The organism is Streptomyces sp. CC228A (assembly GCF_021390935.1).
Lineage (GTDB): Bacteria > Actinomycetota > Actinomycetes > Streptomycetales > Streptomycetaceae > Streptomyces.
In genome coordinates, this window is sequence record NZ_JAJPUI010000006.1 from 445583 (window position 1) to 460685 (window position 15103).

The 15103-nt window shown below is 76.6% G+C and carries 13 protein-coding genes and 1 pseudogene; 6 read left to right on the forward strand and 8 right to left on the reverse strand.

The window, feature by feature from the left end:
* Positions 1-50: 50 nt before the first annotated feature.
* Positions 51-476, forward strand: a complete 426-nt coding sequence (locus L6E17_RS19880) for a cold-shock protein (protein WP_236242078.1) — start codon at positions 51-53, stop codon at positions 474-476.
* 483 nt (positions 477-959) lie between these two features.
* On the opposite strand, the gene L6E17_RS19885 is transcribed toward L6E17_RS19880, so the two are convergent.
* Positions 960-1208: a hypothetical protein gene (locus tag L6E17_RS19885; protein WP_236242079.1), complete on the reverse strand. Its 249-nt coding sequence runs from the start codon at positions 1206-1208 to the stop codon at positions 960-962.
* Positions 1209-1237: 29 nt separating this feature from the next.
* Positions 1238-1720, reverse strand: a complete 483-nt coding sequence (locus L6E17_RS19890) for an NUDIX domain-containing protein (RefSeq protein ID WP_236242080.1) — start codon at positions 1718-1720, stop codon at positions 1238-1240.
* 50 nt (positions 1721-1770) lie between these two features.
* Here L6E17_RS19890 and L6E17_RS19895 point away from each other — a divergent pair, with 50 nt between their 5' ends.
* Complete coding sequence (locus tag L6E17_RS19895) at positions 1771-2538, forward strand: uracil-DNA glycosylase (RefSeq protein WP_236242081.1); 768 nt, start codon at positions 1771-1773, stop codon at positions 2536-2538.
* Positions 2539-2543: 5 nt separating this feature from the next.
* Here the strand turns inward: L6E17_RS19895 and L6E17_RS31080 are convergent, their stop codons facing one another.
* The gene (locus L6E17_RS31080) at positions 2544-2963 is read right to left on the reverse strand and encodes a hypothetical protein (RefSeq protein ID WP_236242149.1); all 420 of its coding nucleotides are present in this window, start codon (positions 2961-2963) and stop codon (positions 2544-2546) included.
* 179 nt (positions 2964-3142) lie between these two features.
* Positions 3143-3295: pseudogene (locus L6E17_RS31085) on the reverse strand (GntR family transcriptional regulator); the annotation flags it as partial.
* Positions 3296-3847: 552 nt separating this feature from the next.
* On the opposite strand from L6E17_RS31085, the gene L6E17_RS19910 reads away from it, so the two are divergent.
* The 4 genes from L6E17_RS19910 to L6E17_RS19925 all read left to right on the forward strand — a co-directional run bounded on the left by L6E17_RS19910 (position 3848) and on the right by L6E17_RS19925 (position 8885).
* Positions 3848-5038 (forward strand): zinc-dependent alcohol dehydrogenase, encoded by a 1191-nt coding sequence (locus tag L6E17_RS19910; RefSeq protein ID WP_236242082.1) that lies wholly within the window; start codon positions 3848-3850, stop codon positions 5036-5038.
* A gap of 232 nt (positions 5039-5270) precedes the next feature.
* Positions 5271-6971 (forward strand): helix-turn-helix transcriptional regulator, encoded by a 1701-nt coding sequence (locus tag L6E17_RS19915; protein WP_236242083.1) that lies wholly within the window; start codon positions 5271-5273, stop codon positions 6969-6971.
* 121 nt (positions 6972-7092) lie between these two features.
* Positions 7093-8034, forward strand: coding sequence for an alpha/beta fold hydrolase (locus L6E17_RS19920; protein ID WP_236242084.1), 942 nt, complete (start codon positions 7093-7095; stop codon positions 8032-8034).
* Positions 8031-8885 (forward strand): class I SAM-dependent methyltransferase, encoded by an 855-nt coding sequence (locus tag L6E17_RS19925; protein ID WP_236242085.1) that lies wholly within the window; start codon positions 8031-8033, stop codon positions 8883-8885. Before L6E17_RS19920 ends, L6E17_RS19925 begins: the two co-directional genes overlap by 4 nt.
* A gap of 457 nt (positions 8886-9342) precedes the next feature.
* Here L6E17_RS19925 and L6E17_RS19930 read toward each other — a convergent pair whose 3' ends face one another.
* The 4 genes from L6E17_RS19930 to L6E17_RS19945 all read right to left on the reverse strand — a co-directional run bounded on the left by L6E17_RS19930 (position 9343) and on the right by L6E17_RS19945 (position 14854).
* Positions 9343-10773, reverse strand: a complete 1431-nt coding sequence (locus tag L6E17_RS19930; RefSeq protein ID WP_236242086.1) for an NAD(P)/FAD-dependent oxidoreductase — start codon at positions 10771-10773, stop codon at positions 9343-9345.
* Positions 10774-11205: 432 nt separating this feature from the next.
* On the reverse strand, positions 11206-11751 hold the full coding sequence (locus L6E17_RS19935; protein WP_236242087.1) for a PadR family transcriptional regulator: 546 nt from the start codon (positions 11749-11751) through the stop codon (positions 11206-11208).
* A gap of 35 nt (positions 11752-11786) precedes the next feature.
* Entirely contained in the window at positions 11787-12515 is a 729-nt protein-coding gene (locus tag L6E17_RS19940; RefSeq protein WP_236242088.1) for a hypothetical protein, read from the reverse strand.
* A 305-nt stretch (positions 12516-12820) separates the two neighbouring features.
* Positions 12821-14854: an NADPH-dependent 2,4-dienoyl-CoA reductase gene (locus L6E17_RS19945; RefSeq protein ID WP_236242089.1), complete on the reverse strand. Its 2034-nt coding sequence runs from the start codon at positions 14852-14854 to the stop codon at positions 12821-12823.
* Between the last annotated feature and the right edge of the window lie 249 nt (positions 14855-15103).

A 15103-nucleotide genomic window follows, 5' to 3' on the forward strand; every position in this document is an offset into this window, starting at 1 on the left:
ATCACTAGGGTGTGGCCCGGCACGCAGCGGCGAGGTGTGGAGGTACGGCTGTGCTGATGGTGGGGAAGATCCTGCGGTTCGACGAGGTGCGCGGCTACGGCTTCATCGTCCCCCGCGAGGGCGGCGAGGACGTTTTCATGCACGCCAACGACCTGGTGGACGACAAGTACCTGTACCAGGCCGGGCGTGAGGTCGAGTTCTACCTGGAGATGGGCGACAAGGGCCCCAAGGCGTCGGAGATCCGCCTGGTGGACCGCTCGGCGGGGCGCCGCGCCCCGGTCGCGGCGGTGCCGGACCGCGTCCCGGTGGAGGACCTGGACGACGAGGGACTGGACGTGCTGACCACGGCGGAGTTCCAGGCGGAGCTGACGGAGGCGCTCATCGAGGCGGACGGCACCCTCACGACGTCCCAGCTGAAGCGGGTGCGCTCCCGCGTCACCGAGCTGGCCCGCCACCACGGCTGGCTGGAGGGCTGACCCGCCGGACCGCTACGGCCCCCCGGCCGCGTGGCGTTCGCGGTGGTCAACCGGGTCAAGGCGCGGCGGCCGGCTGCCGCGAGAGCCCGGCTGCCGACGGTTGCGTACCAGGTCGGCCCAGGCGGGGGCCGGTGCTCATGGCCGCCACCCGGGGGCGGCGGCGCACTGCACGCCGGTGCGCCGGACGTCGATGGGCCGAGGGCGGCGCGGGTGCCCGCCGGTGCCGCCTCGGCGGGGCGCTGACCGGAGGAGCGGGGGCACGCGGCCGGACCGCTTCCGGGTCGCCGTTCCCGGCGTCGTACGCCCGCTCGCGGCGCTGGCCTTACGGGCGGGCAGGCGCCTCACCGAGCACCCTGCGGGCGGGCAGGCGCCTCACGCAGCCCGCCGACGGGCGGGCAGGCCCCACACACAGCGCCCGCCGACGGGCGCGCCGCCTCTTCGGGCGCGCCGCCTCTTCGCACCCCACGGCAGTGTGCTTCCGCCCTACCGCCGTGGGCCGCCAGGCCCCGGGCAGGGCATCCGCACCGCGGACACGAGCCGCAGCAGCCGCTCCTCGTTGCCCGCGAGGCCCGCACGGCGCAGCGCGGCGTCGGCCTCCGCCATCGGTGACGACAGGTGCACGGCCGCCATGGGGGCGAGGCCGGGGTCCGCCAGGACGGCGCGCGTGGTCTCCAGGAGCCGGAGGTACGCCTGTGCCGCGGCGCGTTCGAGGGGCGTCAGGGTCACGGTCATCCCCCCACTGTCGCGCACGGCACTGACACTCACCCCGCGCCGCGTCCGCGGAGGTACTCCAACAGCCGGTCCACGAAGACCCGCTGACCCGTCACCAGGCGCACCGCGGCCTCCTCGGGCGTGCACCACTCCACCCGGTCCACCTCGGGGAACTCGCGCACGGCCCCGGAGCCGCGCGGCCACTCCATGGTGAACGTGCCCGGCACCACCAGCGACGGGTCCAGATCCGCCTCCACCGCCCAGACCGCCACCACCTTGCCGCCCGACTGGCGCGCCTCGCCCAGCGGCAGCAGCGGACCCCCGGGCACCGGCAGCCCCAGCTCCTCCGCGAACTCCCGGCGCGCGGCGGCCTCAGGCGTCTCGTCCGCCTCGTACTCGCCCTTCGGGACCGACCAGGCCCCGGCGTCCCGCCGCGCCCAGAACGGCCCCCCCATGTGGGCGAGCAGCACCTCCGCGCCACCGCCCGCCGCGGTGCGGAACAGCAGCAGGCCCGCGCTGCGCTTCGCCGTCATGAGGCCAGTGTGCCCCGGCCGGCGCGCCGCGGCGGGGTACCGTCGGCCGTATGCCCTCCGCACGCCCGGACGAGCCGGGCTTCCCCGCCGACCAGGCCGCGCGCGCCGCCGCCGTGCCCGCGCTGGACGAGCGGCTCACGCACTGCCGGGCCTGCCCCCGCCTGGTCGCCTGGCGCGAGCAGATCGCCCGCGAGGGCCGCCGCGCCTACGAGGGCTGGGACTACTGGGCCCGGCCCGTGCCCGGCTTCGGCCCCGACGACGCCTCCCTGCTCGTCGTGGGCCTCGCCCCCGCCGCCCACGGAGGCAACCGCACGGGCCGCATGTTCACCGGCGACCGCTCCGGCGACGCCCTGTTCGCCGCCCTCCACCGGCTGGGGCTCGCCAGCCGGGCCGACGCCGTGTCGCGGGACGACGGGCTGCGCCTCACCGGAGTCCGGGTCACCGCGCCCGTCCACTGCGCTCCGCCCGCCAACCGCCCCACGCCCGCCGAACGCGACACCTGCCGCCCCTGGCTCGTGCGCGAACTGGCCCTGCTGCGCCCCACCCTGCGCGCCCTGGTGGTGCTCGGCGGGTACGGCTGGCAGGCGGCGCTCCCGGCGGCGGCCGCGGCGGGCTGGTCCGTGCCGCGGCCCCGCCCCGCCTTCGGGCACGGCGCCCGCGCCACCCTCGCCGCGACCGGCCCAGGCGCGCGGGACCTGGCGGTCTTCGGCTGCTACCACGTCAGCCAGCGCAACACCTTCACCGGCAGGCTCACCCCCGGGATGCTCACCGACGTCCTGGGGCGCGCCGCCCGCGCCGCCGGCCTCGCCGTCCCCTGAACGGGTCAGCCCGTGAACTCGTACGTCAGCGGCGCCGACTCCGGCGCGAACCGGATGTCCGTCACCTCCAGGACGTGCCCGTGCTGGTCGTGCACCTCCCGGTGGACCGTCAGGCACGCCGTGGCCGCGGGGACGTGGACGCCGATCGACTCCCGCAGCGTCAGCCGCAGCCCCGCCCGGTGCATCCACTGGTACAGCAGCCGCATGTCGGGACGCCCCGCCCGCGCGTCGTGGCGCCGGTAGCGGGCCAGCTCGGGCACCTCCGCCAGGGCGTGCCGGGAGAACCGCGACACGGCCTCCCGCTCGGCCGTCCCGTCCGCGCCGAGCAGCCGGTGCCGGTGCACCAGCGTCGGCTCGCCCGGCAGCAGGCCCAGCAGTTCCGCGGCCCCGGGCGGTGCGGCCTCCCAGGCCAGCGTCGCCTCCACCGCGGCGAACGGCGCCGCCCGCCGCCGCCGGGCGCGGCGACCGCGCAGGGGAACTCCATCAGGCCGGGCCCGAGGACCGGGCCGCCGCCCACCGGGCCGGGCTCCGTGGCGGCGAACGTGCCGCGCCGCTCGGTGACCACGAGCCGCTCCTCCCGCAGCAGCCGCAGCGCGCTGCGCACGGTCTGCCGGTTCACCTGGAAGCGGTCCACGAGCGAGCGCTCCGAGGGAAGCCGGGCGCCCGGGGCGATTCTGCGTTGCGTGAGGTCGTCCCGGAGCGCGGCGGCGACCCGGAGGTAGAGCGGAATCGCCGTGGGAGCGTGAGGTTCAGCCATGTTCAACCCTCAATTTTCGCTCAGCGTAGCTGAATGAGCCGTGTAGGTGACCATCCCTATCATTGGTCTAAACCTTTTAGGAAGAGTCGGCCCGACCCCGCGGCGAACTCTGTCCGAAAGAGAGGCGACGCCGCCGCGCCTGCCGACCGCGGGGCGCCGCGACGGCGGCAGGCAACTCGGCAGGGCAGTGCCGCCGGACCGCACACCGCTGCCCACGGCCGGGCTGCCGGCGCGTACCGCGGCACGCCGCGCCCCGCGAGCGGGACCGCCGCGTACGGACGACGGGCGCACGCAGGCTGTCCCCAGGGGCGGGAGGGGGCGAGGTGGCGGGGTGACGGGACGCGTGATCGCTGCCCGCCGGCCGAAGGAGGCGCGCGATCCGTCCGGGCGCCGGACCCCGGCCGCAGGCCGTCCCCCGGGATGGCCGGGACGCGCCGGTCCGGCAGCCGGCGGGCCCCGCGAACCGCGCACCGCGGTGCTGTGCGACGGTTCGCCGTCCCCGGCACGGGTACCCGCAGGGGACGCTGACGCGAGCGGAAGGAAGTCCCACCCATGAGGGCCGTCACCTGGCACGGAAAGCGCGACGTCCGCGTCGAGACCGTCCCGGACCCGCGCATCGAGGAACCCACCGACGCCGTCGTCCGCGTCACCTCCACCGGACTGTGCGGCTCGGACCTGCACCTCTACGAGGTGCTCGGTCCCTTCATGACACCCGGCGACATCCTCGGCCACGAACCCATCGGCATCGTCGAGGAGACCGGCGAGGAAGTACCGGACCTCCGACCCGGAGACCGCGTGGTCGTCCCCTTCCAGATCGCCTGCGGCCACTGCTGGGCGTGCGACGAGGGCCTGCCCACCCAGTGCGAGACCACCCAGGTCACCGACGAGGGCACCGGCGCGGCACTGTTCGGCTACTCCCGGCTCTACGGCTCGGTGCCCGGTGCGCAGGCCGAGTACCTCCGCGTCCCCCAGGCGCAGTTCGGACCCATCAAGGTGCCCGAGGGGCCGCCCGACGACCGGTTCCTGTACCTGTCCGACGTGCTGCCCACCGCCTGGCAGGCCGTCCGGTACGCCGCCGTGCCGCCCGGCGGCACCCTCGCCGTCCTCGGCCTCGGCCCCATCGGCGAGATGAGCTGCCGCATCGCCCTCCACCAGGGCGTCGACCGGGTGTTCGGCGTGGACCTCGTCCCGGAGCGCCTCGGCCGCGCCCGAACCCGCGGCGTCGAGGTCTTCGACCTCACCTCGTACGACAGCGAGGACGAGCTGGTCGCCGCGGTCCGCGACCGCACGGAAGGCCGCGGCCCCGACGCCGTGATCGACGCCGTCGGCACCGAGGCGCACGGCAGCCCCGTCGCCCGGGCCCAGCAGCAGGCCGCCGGGCTGCTGCCGCGCACATGGGCCGCGCGCCTGCACCGGAAGGCCGGCACCGACCGGCTGTCCGCCCTGCAGCTCGCCATCGCCATGGTGCGCCGCGGCGGCACGATCTCCCTGTCCGGCGTGTACGGCGGCGCCGCGGACCCGCTGCCGATGATGACCCTCTTCGACAAGCAGATCCAGCTCCGCATGGGGCAGGCCAACGTCCGCAGCTGGACCGACGAGATCCTGCCGCTGCTCACCGACGACGACCCGCTCGGCGTCGACGACTTCGCGACCCACCACCTGCCGCTGTCCGACGCGCCGCACGCGTACCGGATGTTCCAGCGCAAGGAGGACGGCGTCAGCAAGGTCGTCCTGCGCCCCTGAGCCCGGGCACACCGTGAGCGGACGACCGGGGCGGCACGGCGGGAGCCCCGCGCGGGCGGGACCCGCCCCGCAGGAGGACGCCCGACACCGCGCCCCGCCCCGGCCCGCCGCGTCCCCGATCCTGCCGCGGCGGGCCGCGAGGCGTTCCGGCGGCGCGCGTGGGCGGAGGCGTACGCCCTGCTGTCCGCCGCGGACCCCGCGGGGCCCGCCGGGCGCCCCACCCCCGAGCAGGATGCCGGGCGACCCACCCCGACCAGGACCACGGGGCCGCCGACCGCGACGCGACCGCGGGGCGGCCGCGCACGGGGAGCGCCCCCGAGCGCGCGGCGCCCCTTCCGGGGGCCCGGCGCCGGGCGCTCCCACCGCGTCCGACCTCGTCCTGCTCGCGGAGGCCGCCTACCTCACCGGGCACGAGGAGCAGGCCGTCGACGCCTGGGAGCGGGCCCATGTCGCCCTGTGCGCCGAGGGCGCGACCGGGCCCGCCGTGCGCTGCGCCTTCTGGCTCGGCCTCACCCTGGCGCGGTACGGGCACCACGAACGCGCCGGCGGCTGGTTCGGCCGCGCCGCCCGCCTCCTGGAGGCGGCCGGCGGCGACCCCGTGGAGCGCGGGTACCTGCTGGTGCCGGCCGGACTGCAGGCCATGGGCGCCGGCGACCACACCGCGGCCCGCGACCGGTTCACCGAGGCCGGCCGCGTGGCCGACCGGTTCGGCGACCCCGACCTCGTCGCCCTCAGCCGCCTCGGCCAGGGCCAGGCACTCATCGGCTCCGGGGAGACCGCCCGCGGCCTCGCGCTGCTTGACGAGGCCATGGTCGGCGTGACCGCCGGCGAAGTGTCCCCGATCGCCGCCGGACTCGTCTACTGCGCCGTGATCATCGCTTGCCGGGACGTCTTCGACGTGCACCGCGCCGCCGAGTGGACCGCCGCCCTGAGCCGCTGGTGCGCCGACCAGCCCGACCTGAAGCCCTACCGCGGCCAGTGCCTGGTCCACCGCTCCGAGATCATGCAGCTGCGCGGGGACTGGGCCGACGCCCTCGCGGAAGCCCGGCAGGCATGCGCCCATCTCGCCACGCCGTCCGGTGACCCCGCCGTCGGCATGGCCCACTACCAGCGGGCCGAACTGCTGCGCCTGCGCGGCGCCTTCGCCGACGCCGAGGCGGCCTACCGCGAGGCGGACCGGTGGGGGCATCCGGCGCAACCCGGGCTCGCCCTGCTCCGCCTGGCCCAGGGCAGGCCCGACGACGCCCTCACCGCGATCCGCAGGGTCGCCGCGGAGACCGAGGACGACCAGGTGCGGCGCTCCCGCGTCCTCGCCGCCTACGCCGAGATCGCCCTCGCGGCGGGCGACCCCGGCGCCGCCCGCACCGCCGCCGACGCGCTCGCGCGGGTCGCGGCCGCGCTCACGTCGCCGTACCTGCGGGCCGTCGCGGCAGGCGCCGACGGCGCGGTGCTCCTCGCCGAAGGCCGACCGCAGGCGGCCTGGGAGGCGCTGCGCCGCGCGTGGTCGGCGTGGCAGCAGCTCGCGGCGCCCTACGAGGCGGCACGGGTGCGCCTGCTGATGGCGCAGGCCGGTGCCGCGCTCGGCGACCACGACACCGCCGCGCTGGAACTGGACGCCGCCCGCGCCGTGTTCTCCCACCTCGGGGCCGCCCCGGACCTGGCCGCCGCGGACCGCCTGGCCCGCGGGACCGGCGCGGCACCGGACCGGGGCGCCGACCGGCTCCCCGGCGGGCTCACCCCGCGGGAGGCGGAGGTGCTGCGGCTCGTCGCCGCCGGCGCCACCAACCGCGAGATCGCCGCCGCCCTGGTCATCAGCGAGAAGACCGTGGCCCGGCACCTGAGCAACATGTTCGCCAAGCTCGACGTCCCCTCCCGCACGGCGGCGACCGCCTACGCGTACGAACACGGCCTCGCGCCGCCGCCCCGTGGGTGATTCGACCCATCCGCGGCCGGCGGAGGGATACATGATGCGTCCGATGCGGCCACCGCCGCCCACCGCCGAGACTCTCCTTGAAGGCACAGAGACACGGGGGAGGTCCGGAGAGGAGACGGCGATGGACACCACCCGCACATCCGCACGCACCCGGAAGGCGGCCGCACCGGCGGACCCGGCCGCCGCGACCGACACCCGCCGGCGGCTGCTGGCGGGGATCCCCCTCACCGAGCACCGCCGCGTGGCGGCGGGCATCCCGACCGCCGTACTGGAGGGCGGCAGCGGTCCGCCGATGGTCCTGCTGCACGGCATCGGGCAGACCGCCCTCGGCTGGATCCGCGTGGTCCCCCGGCTCGTGCCGTCCTGGTCCCTCGTCGTCCCCGACCTGCCGGGACAAGGGGCTTCCGGACTCCCGGACGGCCCGCCCCTCACCGCCGACCGGGTCACCGCCTGGCTCGACGAGCTCGTGGCGGCCACCTGCGCCGCACCGCCGGTCGTGGTCGGCCACAACCTCGGGGGCGCCGTCGCCGCCCGCCACGCGGCACGCCGAGGCGACCGGATCGCCGCGCTCGTCCTCGTCGACCCGTTCGGCCTGGGCCCCTTCCGGCCGGAGCCCCGCTTCGCACTGAGCGTCGCCGCATACCAGCTGCGCACCACCGAACGCACCCGCGACCGCATGCTCGGCCGGTGCATGGTCGACTTCGACGGCGTGCGGCAGGAGATGGGCGGCGACTGGGACGGCCTCGCCGACTACGTCCTCGACCGCGTACGCGCCCCGGGCGGCAAAGCGGCGGGACGCGCCCTCCTCAAGGAGTTCGCGCTGCGCCCGATCCCTCAGGAGGAGCTGGCCCGCATCAGCGCCCCGACCAGCCTCGTCTGGGGCCGCCAGGACCCGGAGGCCCGCCTGCGGTTCGGCGAGTCGGCCGCGGCCCGGTACGGCTGGCCGCTGCACGTCATCGACGACTGCGGCGCCGACGCCCATCTGGAGCACCCCGAGGCGCTCGTGGCGGCCCTGGACGCCGCACTCGCACAGAGCGCCGGACACGAGGAGCCGCCGTCATGACCGCCTCAGCGAAGCAGCACGCGACCGACCGGGACCGGGCCGCCTGGGACGCGCTGGCCCCCGCGTTCGACCGCCACACCACCCCGCACACCCTCCGCTTCGGCGAACGCCTCCTCGCCGGGGCGGCCCTCACCCCCGCCACCCGCTTCCTCGACGTGGCCGCGGGCAGCGGCGCCCTCGCCCTGCCCGCCGCGCGCCGCGGCGCCCTGGTCACCGCCGTCGACCTGGCACCGGCCATGGTCCGGCTGCTGTCCGCCCGCGCCCGTGCGGAGGGCCTCCACGGGGTCCGGGCACTCGTCATGGACGGCGAGCACCTCGCTCTCGACGACGACGCGTTCGACGTCTCGGCGTCCCTCAACGGCGTGAGCCTCTTCCCCGACATCGGGCGCGGGCTCGCGGAGATGGTCCGGGTCACCAGACCGGGCGGCAGGGTGCTGGTGGCGGCGTTCGGCCCGCCCTCGCGGGTCGAGTTCCTCGCATGGGCGGCGGCAGCGCTGCGCGCCGCGGTCCCCGGCTTCGCCGGGCTGCCGGCGGACCCGCCGCCACCGCCCTTCCGGCTCGCGGCACCCGACCGCTTCGCGACGGTGCTGCGGGACGCGGGGCTGACGGGCGTGACGGTCCGGCAGGAGGTGATGGACACCTCCTTCGCCTCGTCGCAGGAGCTCCTGGACACCCTCCGCGGCAGCAATCCCCTCGGCGCCCGGTGGGTCGCCGCGCTCTCCGGGCCCCAGGCGGCCGAGGTGGGCCGGATCCTGGACGGCATGCTCAGGGAGCGCTCCGGCGGCCGCCCGGGGGACGCCGTCCTGCACACCGCGGTGAACGTGGGCACGGGCGCGGTACCCGGCCCCTGACGCCCGGCTCCCGCACCCCCGTCCGCGCCGCGGCAACGGCAGCCACCGGCGGCTCCGGCCCGCGCCACCTCCCAGTACGGGGGGCGGCGCGGTACGGGGAGAGCGCCCCCGTATGGAGCCGGCGCCCCGGTACGGGCCGGTACGGGGGCGGCACCCCGTACCGGAAGGACGCCCCCGCACGGAGCCGGCACCCGGTTCGGGGCGGCGCACACCACGCCGGACCGCACCCGGGCGCGAGCAGCACCCCCATGGAGACGCCACCCCGGTACCGGGACGACAGCAGCCCGGGACGACAGCCCCGTACCGGAACGGCATCCCCGTACGGGCGGGACACCGCGGAGACGCTCCGGCCGCGAACCCGTGCCCCGACCCGGCCGCGAACCCTTGCCCCGACCCGGCCGGGCGCCCGTGCCCCGACCCGGCCGGGCGCCCGTGCGCGGCCCGCGAGCCGACCGGGTCAGCCGGCCGCCGTGTCCTCGGCGTCCCGCCGCAGCGGCGGCTGCTGCGGCGTGGGGAGCACCGGCCCGAACAGCACGGCACGTGCCACACGGGGGGCGAACAGCGAGGTCACCGGTGCCGAGAGGTTCAGGACGGCCCGGAAGGCGGTGCCCACCACCGGGTCGCCGCCCACCCGCTGCTGCACCCGCGCCATGTACCAGTTCGCGGGCCGCTCGGCCGCGCTCGTGCGGGCCGCGTCGCCCAGCGCGCCCGGCATCTTCTTGTCCGCGCCCGCCGAGATGTCCCACGCCTGCCGGCCGGCCCGGAACAGCGCCTGCTGCACCCGCAGGGTCGTGGGCGGGCGGCGCCGGTCGGCCAGCGCGGTGCGCAGCGCCACCGCGTCGAGCGCCGCCACCGACATGCCCTGCCCGTAGATCGGGTTGAACGTGCACAGCGCGTCCCCGGTCGCGAGGAACCCGGCCGGCCGCCGCCCCGGCCGGTCGTACCTGCGCCGCACGTTGGCGGTGGCGCGGAACCCGTGTACCGGCGACTCCGGTTCCGCCTTCGCCAGCCAGTCCCGTACCAGCGGGTCGGGGAACCGCTCCGCGTACGCCTCGAACCCCTTGTCGTCGGTGGGCGGTTCGCTGCCGCGCAGCCCGGACAGCGTCACCAGGAAGCGGCCGTCCTCGGTGGGCAGGACGACCGCCCCGTACGTCTGGCGCGGGTTCGGCACGACGAACAAGCCCATGGCGTCGGTGTCGTCGGCGTGCCGTTCGTTGCGGTAGAGCCGGGTCGCGTAGGCGAGCCCGGTGTCGAGGGTCTCCTCGCGCGGCGGCTCCGCACCGATCGCGGCCAGCCACTCCGGGGCCTTCGAGCCGCGCCCCGAGGCGTCCACCACCAGGTCGGCCGCCAGCAGCCGCGGCTCCCGGCCGCGGCCCGCGGGACCCCGCTCGCGCACCAGCAGCCCCCGCACCCGCGCCGCGTCGCCGGCCAGGCCCACGGCCTCGGTGCCCTCAAGGGCCTCCACCCTCGGGTCGGCCAGCACCCGCCGCCGCACGACGTGCTCCAGCAGCGGCCGGGAGCCGCAGAAGAAGTGGAACGTCGCTTCGGTGCGGCGGTACCACATGCCCGCCTGGTGCTGCACCATGTCGCGGGGGACGCCCACGCGCGGGGCGCCGGCCGCCCGCAACTCCTCGACGACGCCGGGCAGGAGCTGCTCCAGGGCCTGCTGCCCCGATGCGAGGAGCACGTGGATGTGGCGCCCCTGCGGCACGCCGGCCCGCGGTTCGGGCTCCTGGGGGAAGCGGTCCCGTTCGACGACCGTGACGCGTTCGGCGTGATCGGCGAGCGCCCTGGCGGCGAGCAGCCCGGCGACACCGCCGCCCACCACCACCGCGTGCCGTGCCGTGCTGCTCCCTGTGTCGGGACCGCTGTCCAACTGGTCGGCCATGTCCGCCCTTTCCGTCGACGATCTGCGCCTGGATCTGCGACTGACCAGTATTCCCGGTGGGTCGCGGAGAGGCGGCAGGCCGGGGGTGACGGCACCCGATGGGGGCGCCCCCGCCGGAACCCCGCCCCGGACGGTGCCGCACGGGCGGGCCGGCGTCCGTGCCGGAGCCGCAGCCGGAGCCGGAGCCGGAGCCGGAGCCAGAGTCGGCGTCCGCCGGAGCCGGAGTTGCACCCCGGCCGGAGTCGGAGCTCCAGCCGGACCCCAGCCGGATCCGCAAGCGGGGCAGACGCACCCGCCGGTCATCTTGACCAGCCGCTCCTCGGCGCGCGACAGGGCGGCCTCGCCGCCCCGGACGAGCGCGGCGCCGACGGGCCTCCGGCGGACACGCACCGGGTACGGCAGGACGGAGGCCACGCTGCACGAAAGCGATGGTCACGACGGAGCCGGGGTGTCCGGCAGCCCCTCCAGTGCCTCCGTCAGCCAGCCCACCCAGAACCGCTCCAGCTCGATGCCGCCCCGCAGCACCAGGTGCCGCAGACGGTCCGCGTCGGTGTCGCGCTCCGGCGGGAACTGCCGCTCCTCCATGCTCATGTACTCGTCCAACTGGGCCTGGTGCAGCAGGAGATGGCGCCTCAGCTCGTCCGCGAGCCCTTCGGTGCCGACCACCGCCGCGGCCCGCAGGCGCAGCAGCAGCGCGCTGCGGTAGGGCTTCGGGTCCTCGGCGCGCCGCGCCCAGTCGGCCAGCTCGGCCCGGCCCGCGGGCAGTACCTCGTACTCCTTGCGCTGCCCGCGCGCCGGCACCTCGGACGGCAGCGCCCGGATGAGCCCCGCCTGCTCCAGCTTCCCGAGCTCCCGGTAGATCTGCTGGTGCGTCGCCGACCAGAAGTAGCCGATGGACCGGTCGAACCGCCGGGTCAGTTCGAGTCCGGAGGACGGCTTCTCCAGCAGGGCGGTGAGGATCGCGTGCGGCAGTGACATGACCGCATCCTAGGGAGTGGCGGCCGAGGGCCCGCTCACCGAGTGATCCGGTCCTCCGGCGCCCGCAGGACCCGGCGCTCCAGGACGGCCAGCAGTGCGGGCCGCCGGCTGCGGGCGTGCCGCAGCAGCAGGTCGCGCGCCGTGGCGCCGACACGGCGCTTCTTCGGGTGGCGGCTCGTGAAGCTCTCGCTCGCGAAGAACTCCACGGCCCCGTCGAGCCCGGCCGCGCCGCACTCCCTCACGCCCCACGCCAGCTCTTCCGTGGGCGTCTGTGCCAGCAGCGCCAGCGGCGCCCTCCGGGCCACCAGCCGGGCTGCGTCGCAGTCGGCTGCCAGGGGCGTGCCGAGCCAGTCGAAGACCGAGCTCGGCGGTACGGACGGTACGGGCGGCACGGCGCCGGGGCCGGCGCTCTCGCCGCGCGCCCAGCGCCCCGCGTACTCCCGCAGCGGCTGCGGTGCCGCGGCGGCCCACGCGCCGCGGTGGCGCCCGGGCAGCGACAGCGGGTGCGACGGCTCCAGCAGCTCCGCACGGTGCACCTGCACCGTGCGGAAGCACTGACCGCCCGCGTCGTACAGGGCGACCACGGGGTCCTGCCCGCACATGCACAGGAAGCCGCCCTCGCGCTCCGCCGCGGTCGCCGCAGCGGCCACCGCCCGCACCTCGCCGGGTTCGGTGACGGCGTAGGACTCCGGATGGTCGGGCAGCCCGGGGGCGTACCCGCGGTCGGACACGACGGCCCGCACGGCTGGGGGCACCGGCTTCATGGCGCGATCATAGGGGTGCGCCGCCCGGCGAAGCCCCGGTGGTCCCCGTCAGCGCCCCGGTCGCGCCGACGCCCCGGCTCGCCGGCGCCCCGGTCCGCCGGCCTTCCGCCCGAGCCGAGGGCACGGGCCGAGGGCACGGGCCGAGGGTACGGGCCCGGGGCGGCGTCGACGGGCCGTCAGCGGCACACGTGGTCCTGAGCACGGCGTGCGGCAGGGCGCGGCGGCTCCGCCCCTCCCGGCCGGGGCCCTCGACGCATCCGGCGCCGCAGACCGTGCGGACGCCCACGGGGAGCCCGAGGCGGCTGTCAGAGTGCGGCGGCGAGCCGCGTCCCCTGGTCGATGGCCCGCTTCGCGTCGAGCTCCGCCGCCACGTCGGCGCCGCCGATGAGGTGCGCCCGCACCCCGGCCGCCGTCAGCTCCTCGTACAGGTCGCGGCGCGGTTCCTGGCCGGTGCACAGCACCACCGTGTCGACGGGCAGGGTCCGCTCCTCCCCGTCCACCGTGATGTGCAGGCCCTCGTCGTCGATCCGCCGGTACGTCGCCCCGGCGACCATGGCCACGCCGCGGTGCTTGAGTTCGGTGCGGTGGATCCAGCCGGTGGTCTTGCCGAGCCCGGCACCGACCTTGGACGCCTTGCGCTGCAGCAGCGTCACCCGGCGCGGCGGCGCCGGCCGCTCGGGCTTGCGCAGCCCGCCCCGCTCCTCGTACGCCGTGTCGACGCCCCACTGCCGGAAGTAGACGTCCGCGTCGCGGCTCGCGCCCTCGCCGCCGTCCGTCAGGAACTCCGCCACGTCGAAGCCGATGCCGCCCGCACCGAGGATCGCCACCCGCTCGCCCACGGGGGCGCCGCCCCTGAGCACGTCCAGGTAGCCGACGACGCTCGGGTGGTCCACCCCGTCGATGTCGGGCGTCCGCGGGGTGACGCCGGTCGCCACGACCACCTCGTCGTAGCCGGTGACGGTCTGCGCGGAGACCCGGGTGCCCAGCCGCACCTCCACGCCGCGCAGCTCCAGCTGCGTGCGGAAGTAGCGGAGCGTCTCGTCGAACTCCTCCTTGCCCGGCACCCGCCGGGCGACGTTCAGCTGGCCGCCGATCTCGTCGGCCGCGTCGAAGAGGGTGACGTCGTGGCCGCGCTCGGCGGCGGACACCGCGCAGGCGAGCCCCGCCGGACCGGCGCCGACCACGGCGACGCGCTTGCGCAGCCGGGTGGGGGAGAGGACCAGCTCGGTCTCGTGGCAGGCGCGCGGGTTCACGAGGCACGACGTGATCCGGCCGCTGAAGGTGTGGTCCAGGCACGCCTGGTTGCAGCCGATGCAGGTGTTGATGGTCTCCGGGCGCCCTGCGGCGGCCTTCGCCACGAACGCGGGGTCGGCGAGGAAGGGGCGGGCCATCGAGACCATGTCGGCGCGGCCCTCGGCGAGGACCCGCTCGGCGACCTCGGGGGTGTTGATGCGGTTGCTGGTGATGAGCGGCACCGACACCGCGCCCATCAGCCGCTGCGTCACCCACGTGTACGCGGCGCGGGGCACGGACGTGGCGATGGTCGGGATGCGGGCCTCGTGCCAGCCGATCCCGGTGTTGATGAGGGTGGCCCCGGCGGCCTCGATCCGCTGCGCCAGGGTGACCACCTCGTCGAGCGACGACCCGCCGGGGACGAGGTCCAGCATGGACAGCCGGTAGATGAGGATGAAGTCCTCGCCGAGCCGCTCGCGGGTCCGCCGGACGATCTCCAGCGGGAACCGCACCCGGTTCTCGTACGACCCGCCCCACCGGTCCTCGCGGTGGTTGGTGGCGGCCGCGGTGAACTCGTTGATCAGGTAGCCCTCGGACCCCATGATCTCGACGCCGTCGTACCCGGCGGCCCGCGCGAGCTCGGCGGCCCGCACGTAGTCCTCGATGGTCTGCTCGACCTCTTCGTCCGTCAGGGCGTGCGGGACGAACGGGCTGATCGGCGCCTGGATGGCGCTCGGGGCCACCAGCTGGGGGTGGTAGGCGTACCGGCCGAAGTGCAGGATCTGCATCGCGATGCGCCCGCCGGCCGCGTGCACGGCGTCGGTGACGGTGCGGTGCCTGGCGGCCTCTTCCTCGGTGGTCAGCTTGGCGCCGCCGTCGTAGGGGCGCCCCGCCTCGTTCGGGGCGATGCCGCCCGTCACGATGAGGCCCACCCCGCCGCGGGCGCGCTCGGCGTAGAAGGCCGCCATCCTCGCGAAGCCGTTCTCGGCCTCCTCCAGACCCACGTGCATGGACCCCATGAGCACGCGGTTGGGCAGCGTCGTGAACCCGAGGTCCAGCGGGCTCAGCAGGTGCGGGTACGCAGACGGGGCAGGGGTCGGGGTCATGGGGGCGCCTCCTCGCGCGCGGGTACGTCGCCCCAGTTGTAGACGAGCCGACCCCGCTTGTGCAACAAGTTGCATAAGGCTGGCCCTGTGACCTCGGCAACGCGAAGGTCCTCCGGAGGGGCCCCAGTGCTCCGGGCCGGCCGGGGTGCCACCCGGCACTGCCCGGCAGCAGCCGCCGTCGCAGCGGCGAAGCGCACGCCTCCGCGGTCGGGCGGCGCGGCGAAGGCCGCACGGCGGCTGCGCGAGGGG

Coding starts and splice junctions, on each gene's coding strand:
- L6E17_RS19920 (WP_236242084.1), top strand. CDS start 7,093: ATGGACACCACCCGCACATCCGCACGCACCCGGAAGGCGGCCGCACCG.
- L6E17_RS19925 (WP_236242085.1), top strand. CDS start 8,031: ATGACCGCCTCAGCGAAGCAGCACGCGACCGACCGGGACCGGGCCGCC.
- L6E17_RS19910 (WP_236242082.1), top strand. CDS start 3,848: ATGAGGGCCGTCACCTGGCACGGAAAGCGCGACGTCCGCGTCGAGACC.
- L6E17_RS19885 (WP_236242079.1), bottom strand. CDS start 1,208: ATGACCGTGACCCTGACGCCCCTCGAACGCGCCGCGGCACAGGCGTAC.
- L6E17_RS19940 (WP_236242088.1), bottom strand. CDS start 12,515: ATGAAGCCGGTGCCCCCAGCCGTGCGGGCCGTCGTGTCCGACCGCGGG.
- L6E17_RS19930 (WP_236242086.1), bottom strand. CDS start 10,773: ATGGCCGACCAGTTGGACAGCGGTCCCGACACAGGGAGCAGCACGGCA.
- L6E17_RS19915 (WP_236242083.1), top strand. CDS start 5,271: ATGCCGGGCGACCCACCCCGACCAGGACCACGGGGCCGCCGACCGCGA.
- L6E17_RS19895 (WP_236242081.1), top strand. CDS start 1,771: ATGCCCTCCGCACGCCCGGACGAGCCGGGCTTCCCCGCCGACCAGGCC.
- L6E17_RS19935 (WP_236242087.1), bottom strand. CDS start 11,751: ATGTCACTGCCGCACGCGATCCTCACCGCCCTGCTGGAGAAGCCGTCC.
- L6E17_RS19890 (WP_236242080.1), bottom strand. CDS start 1,720: ATGACGGCGAAGCGCAGCGCGGGCCTGCTGCTGTTCCGCACCGCGGCG.
- L6E17_RS19945 (WP_236242089.1), bottom strand. CDS start 14,854: ATGACCCCGACCCCTGCCCCGTCTGCGTACCCGCACCTGCTGAGCCCG.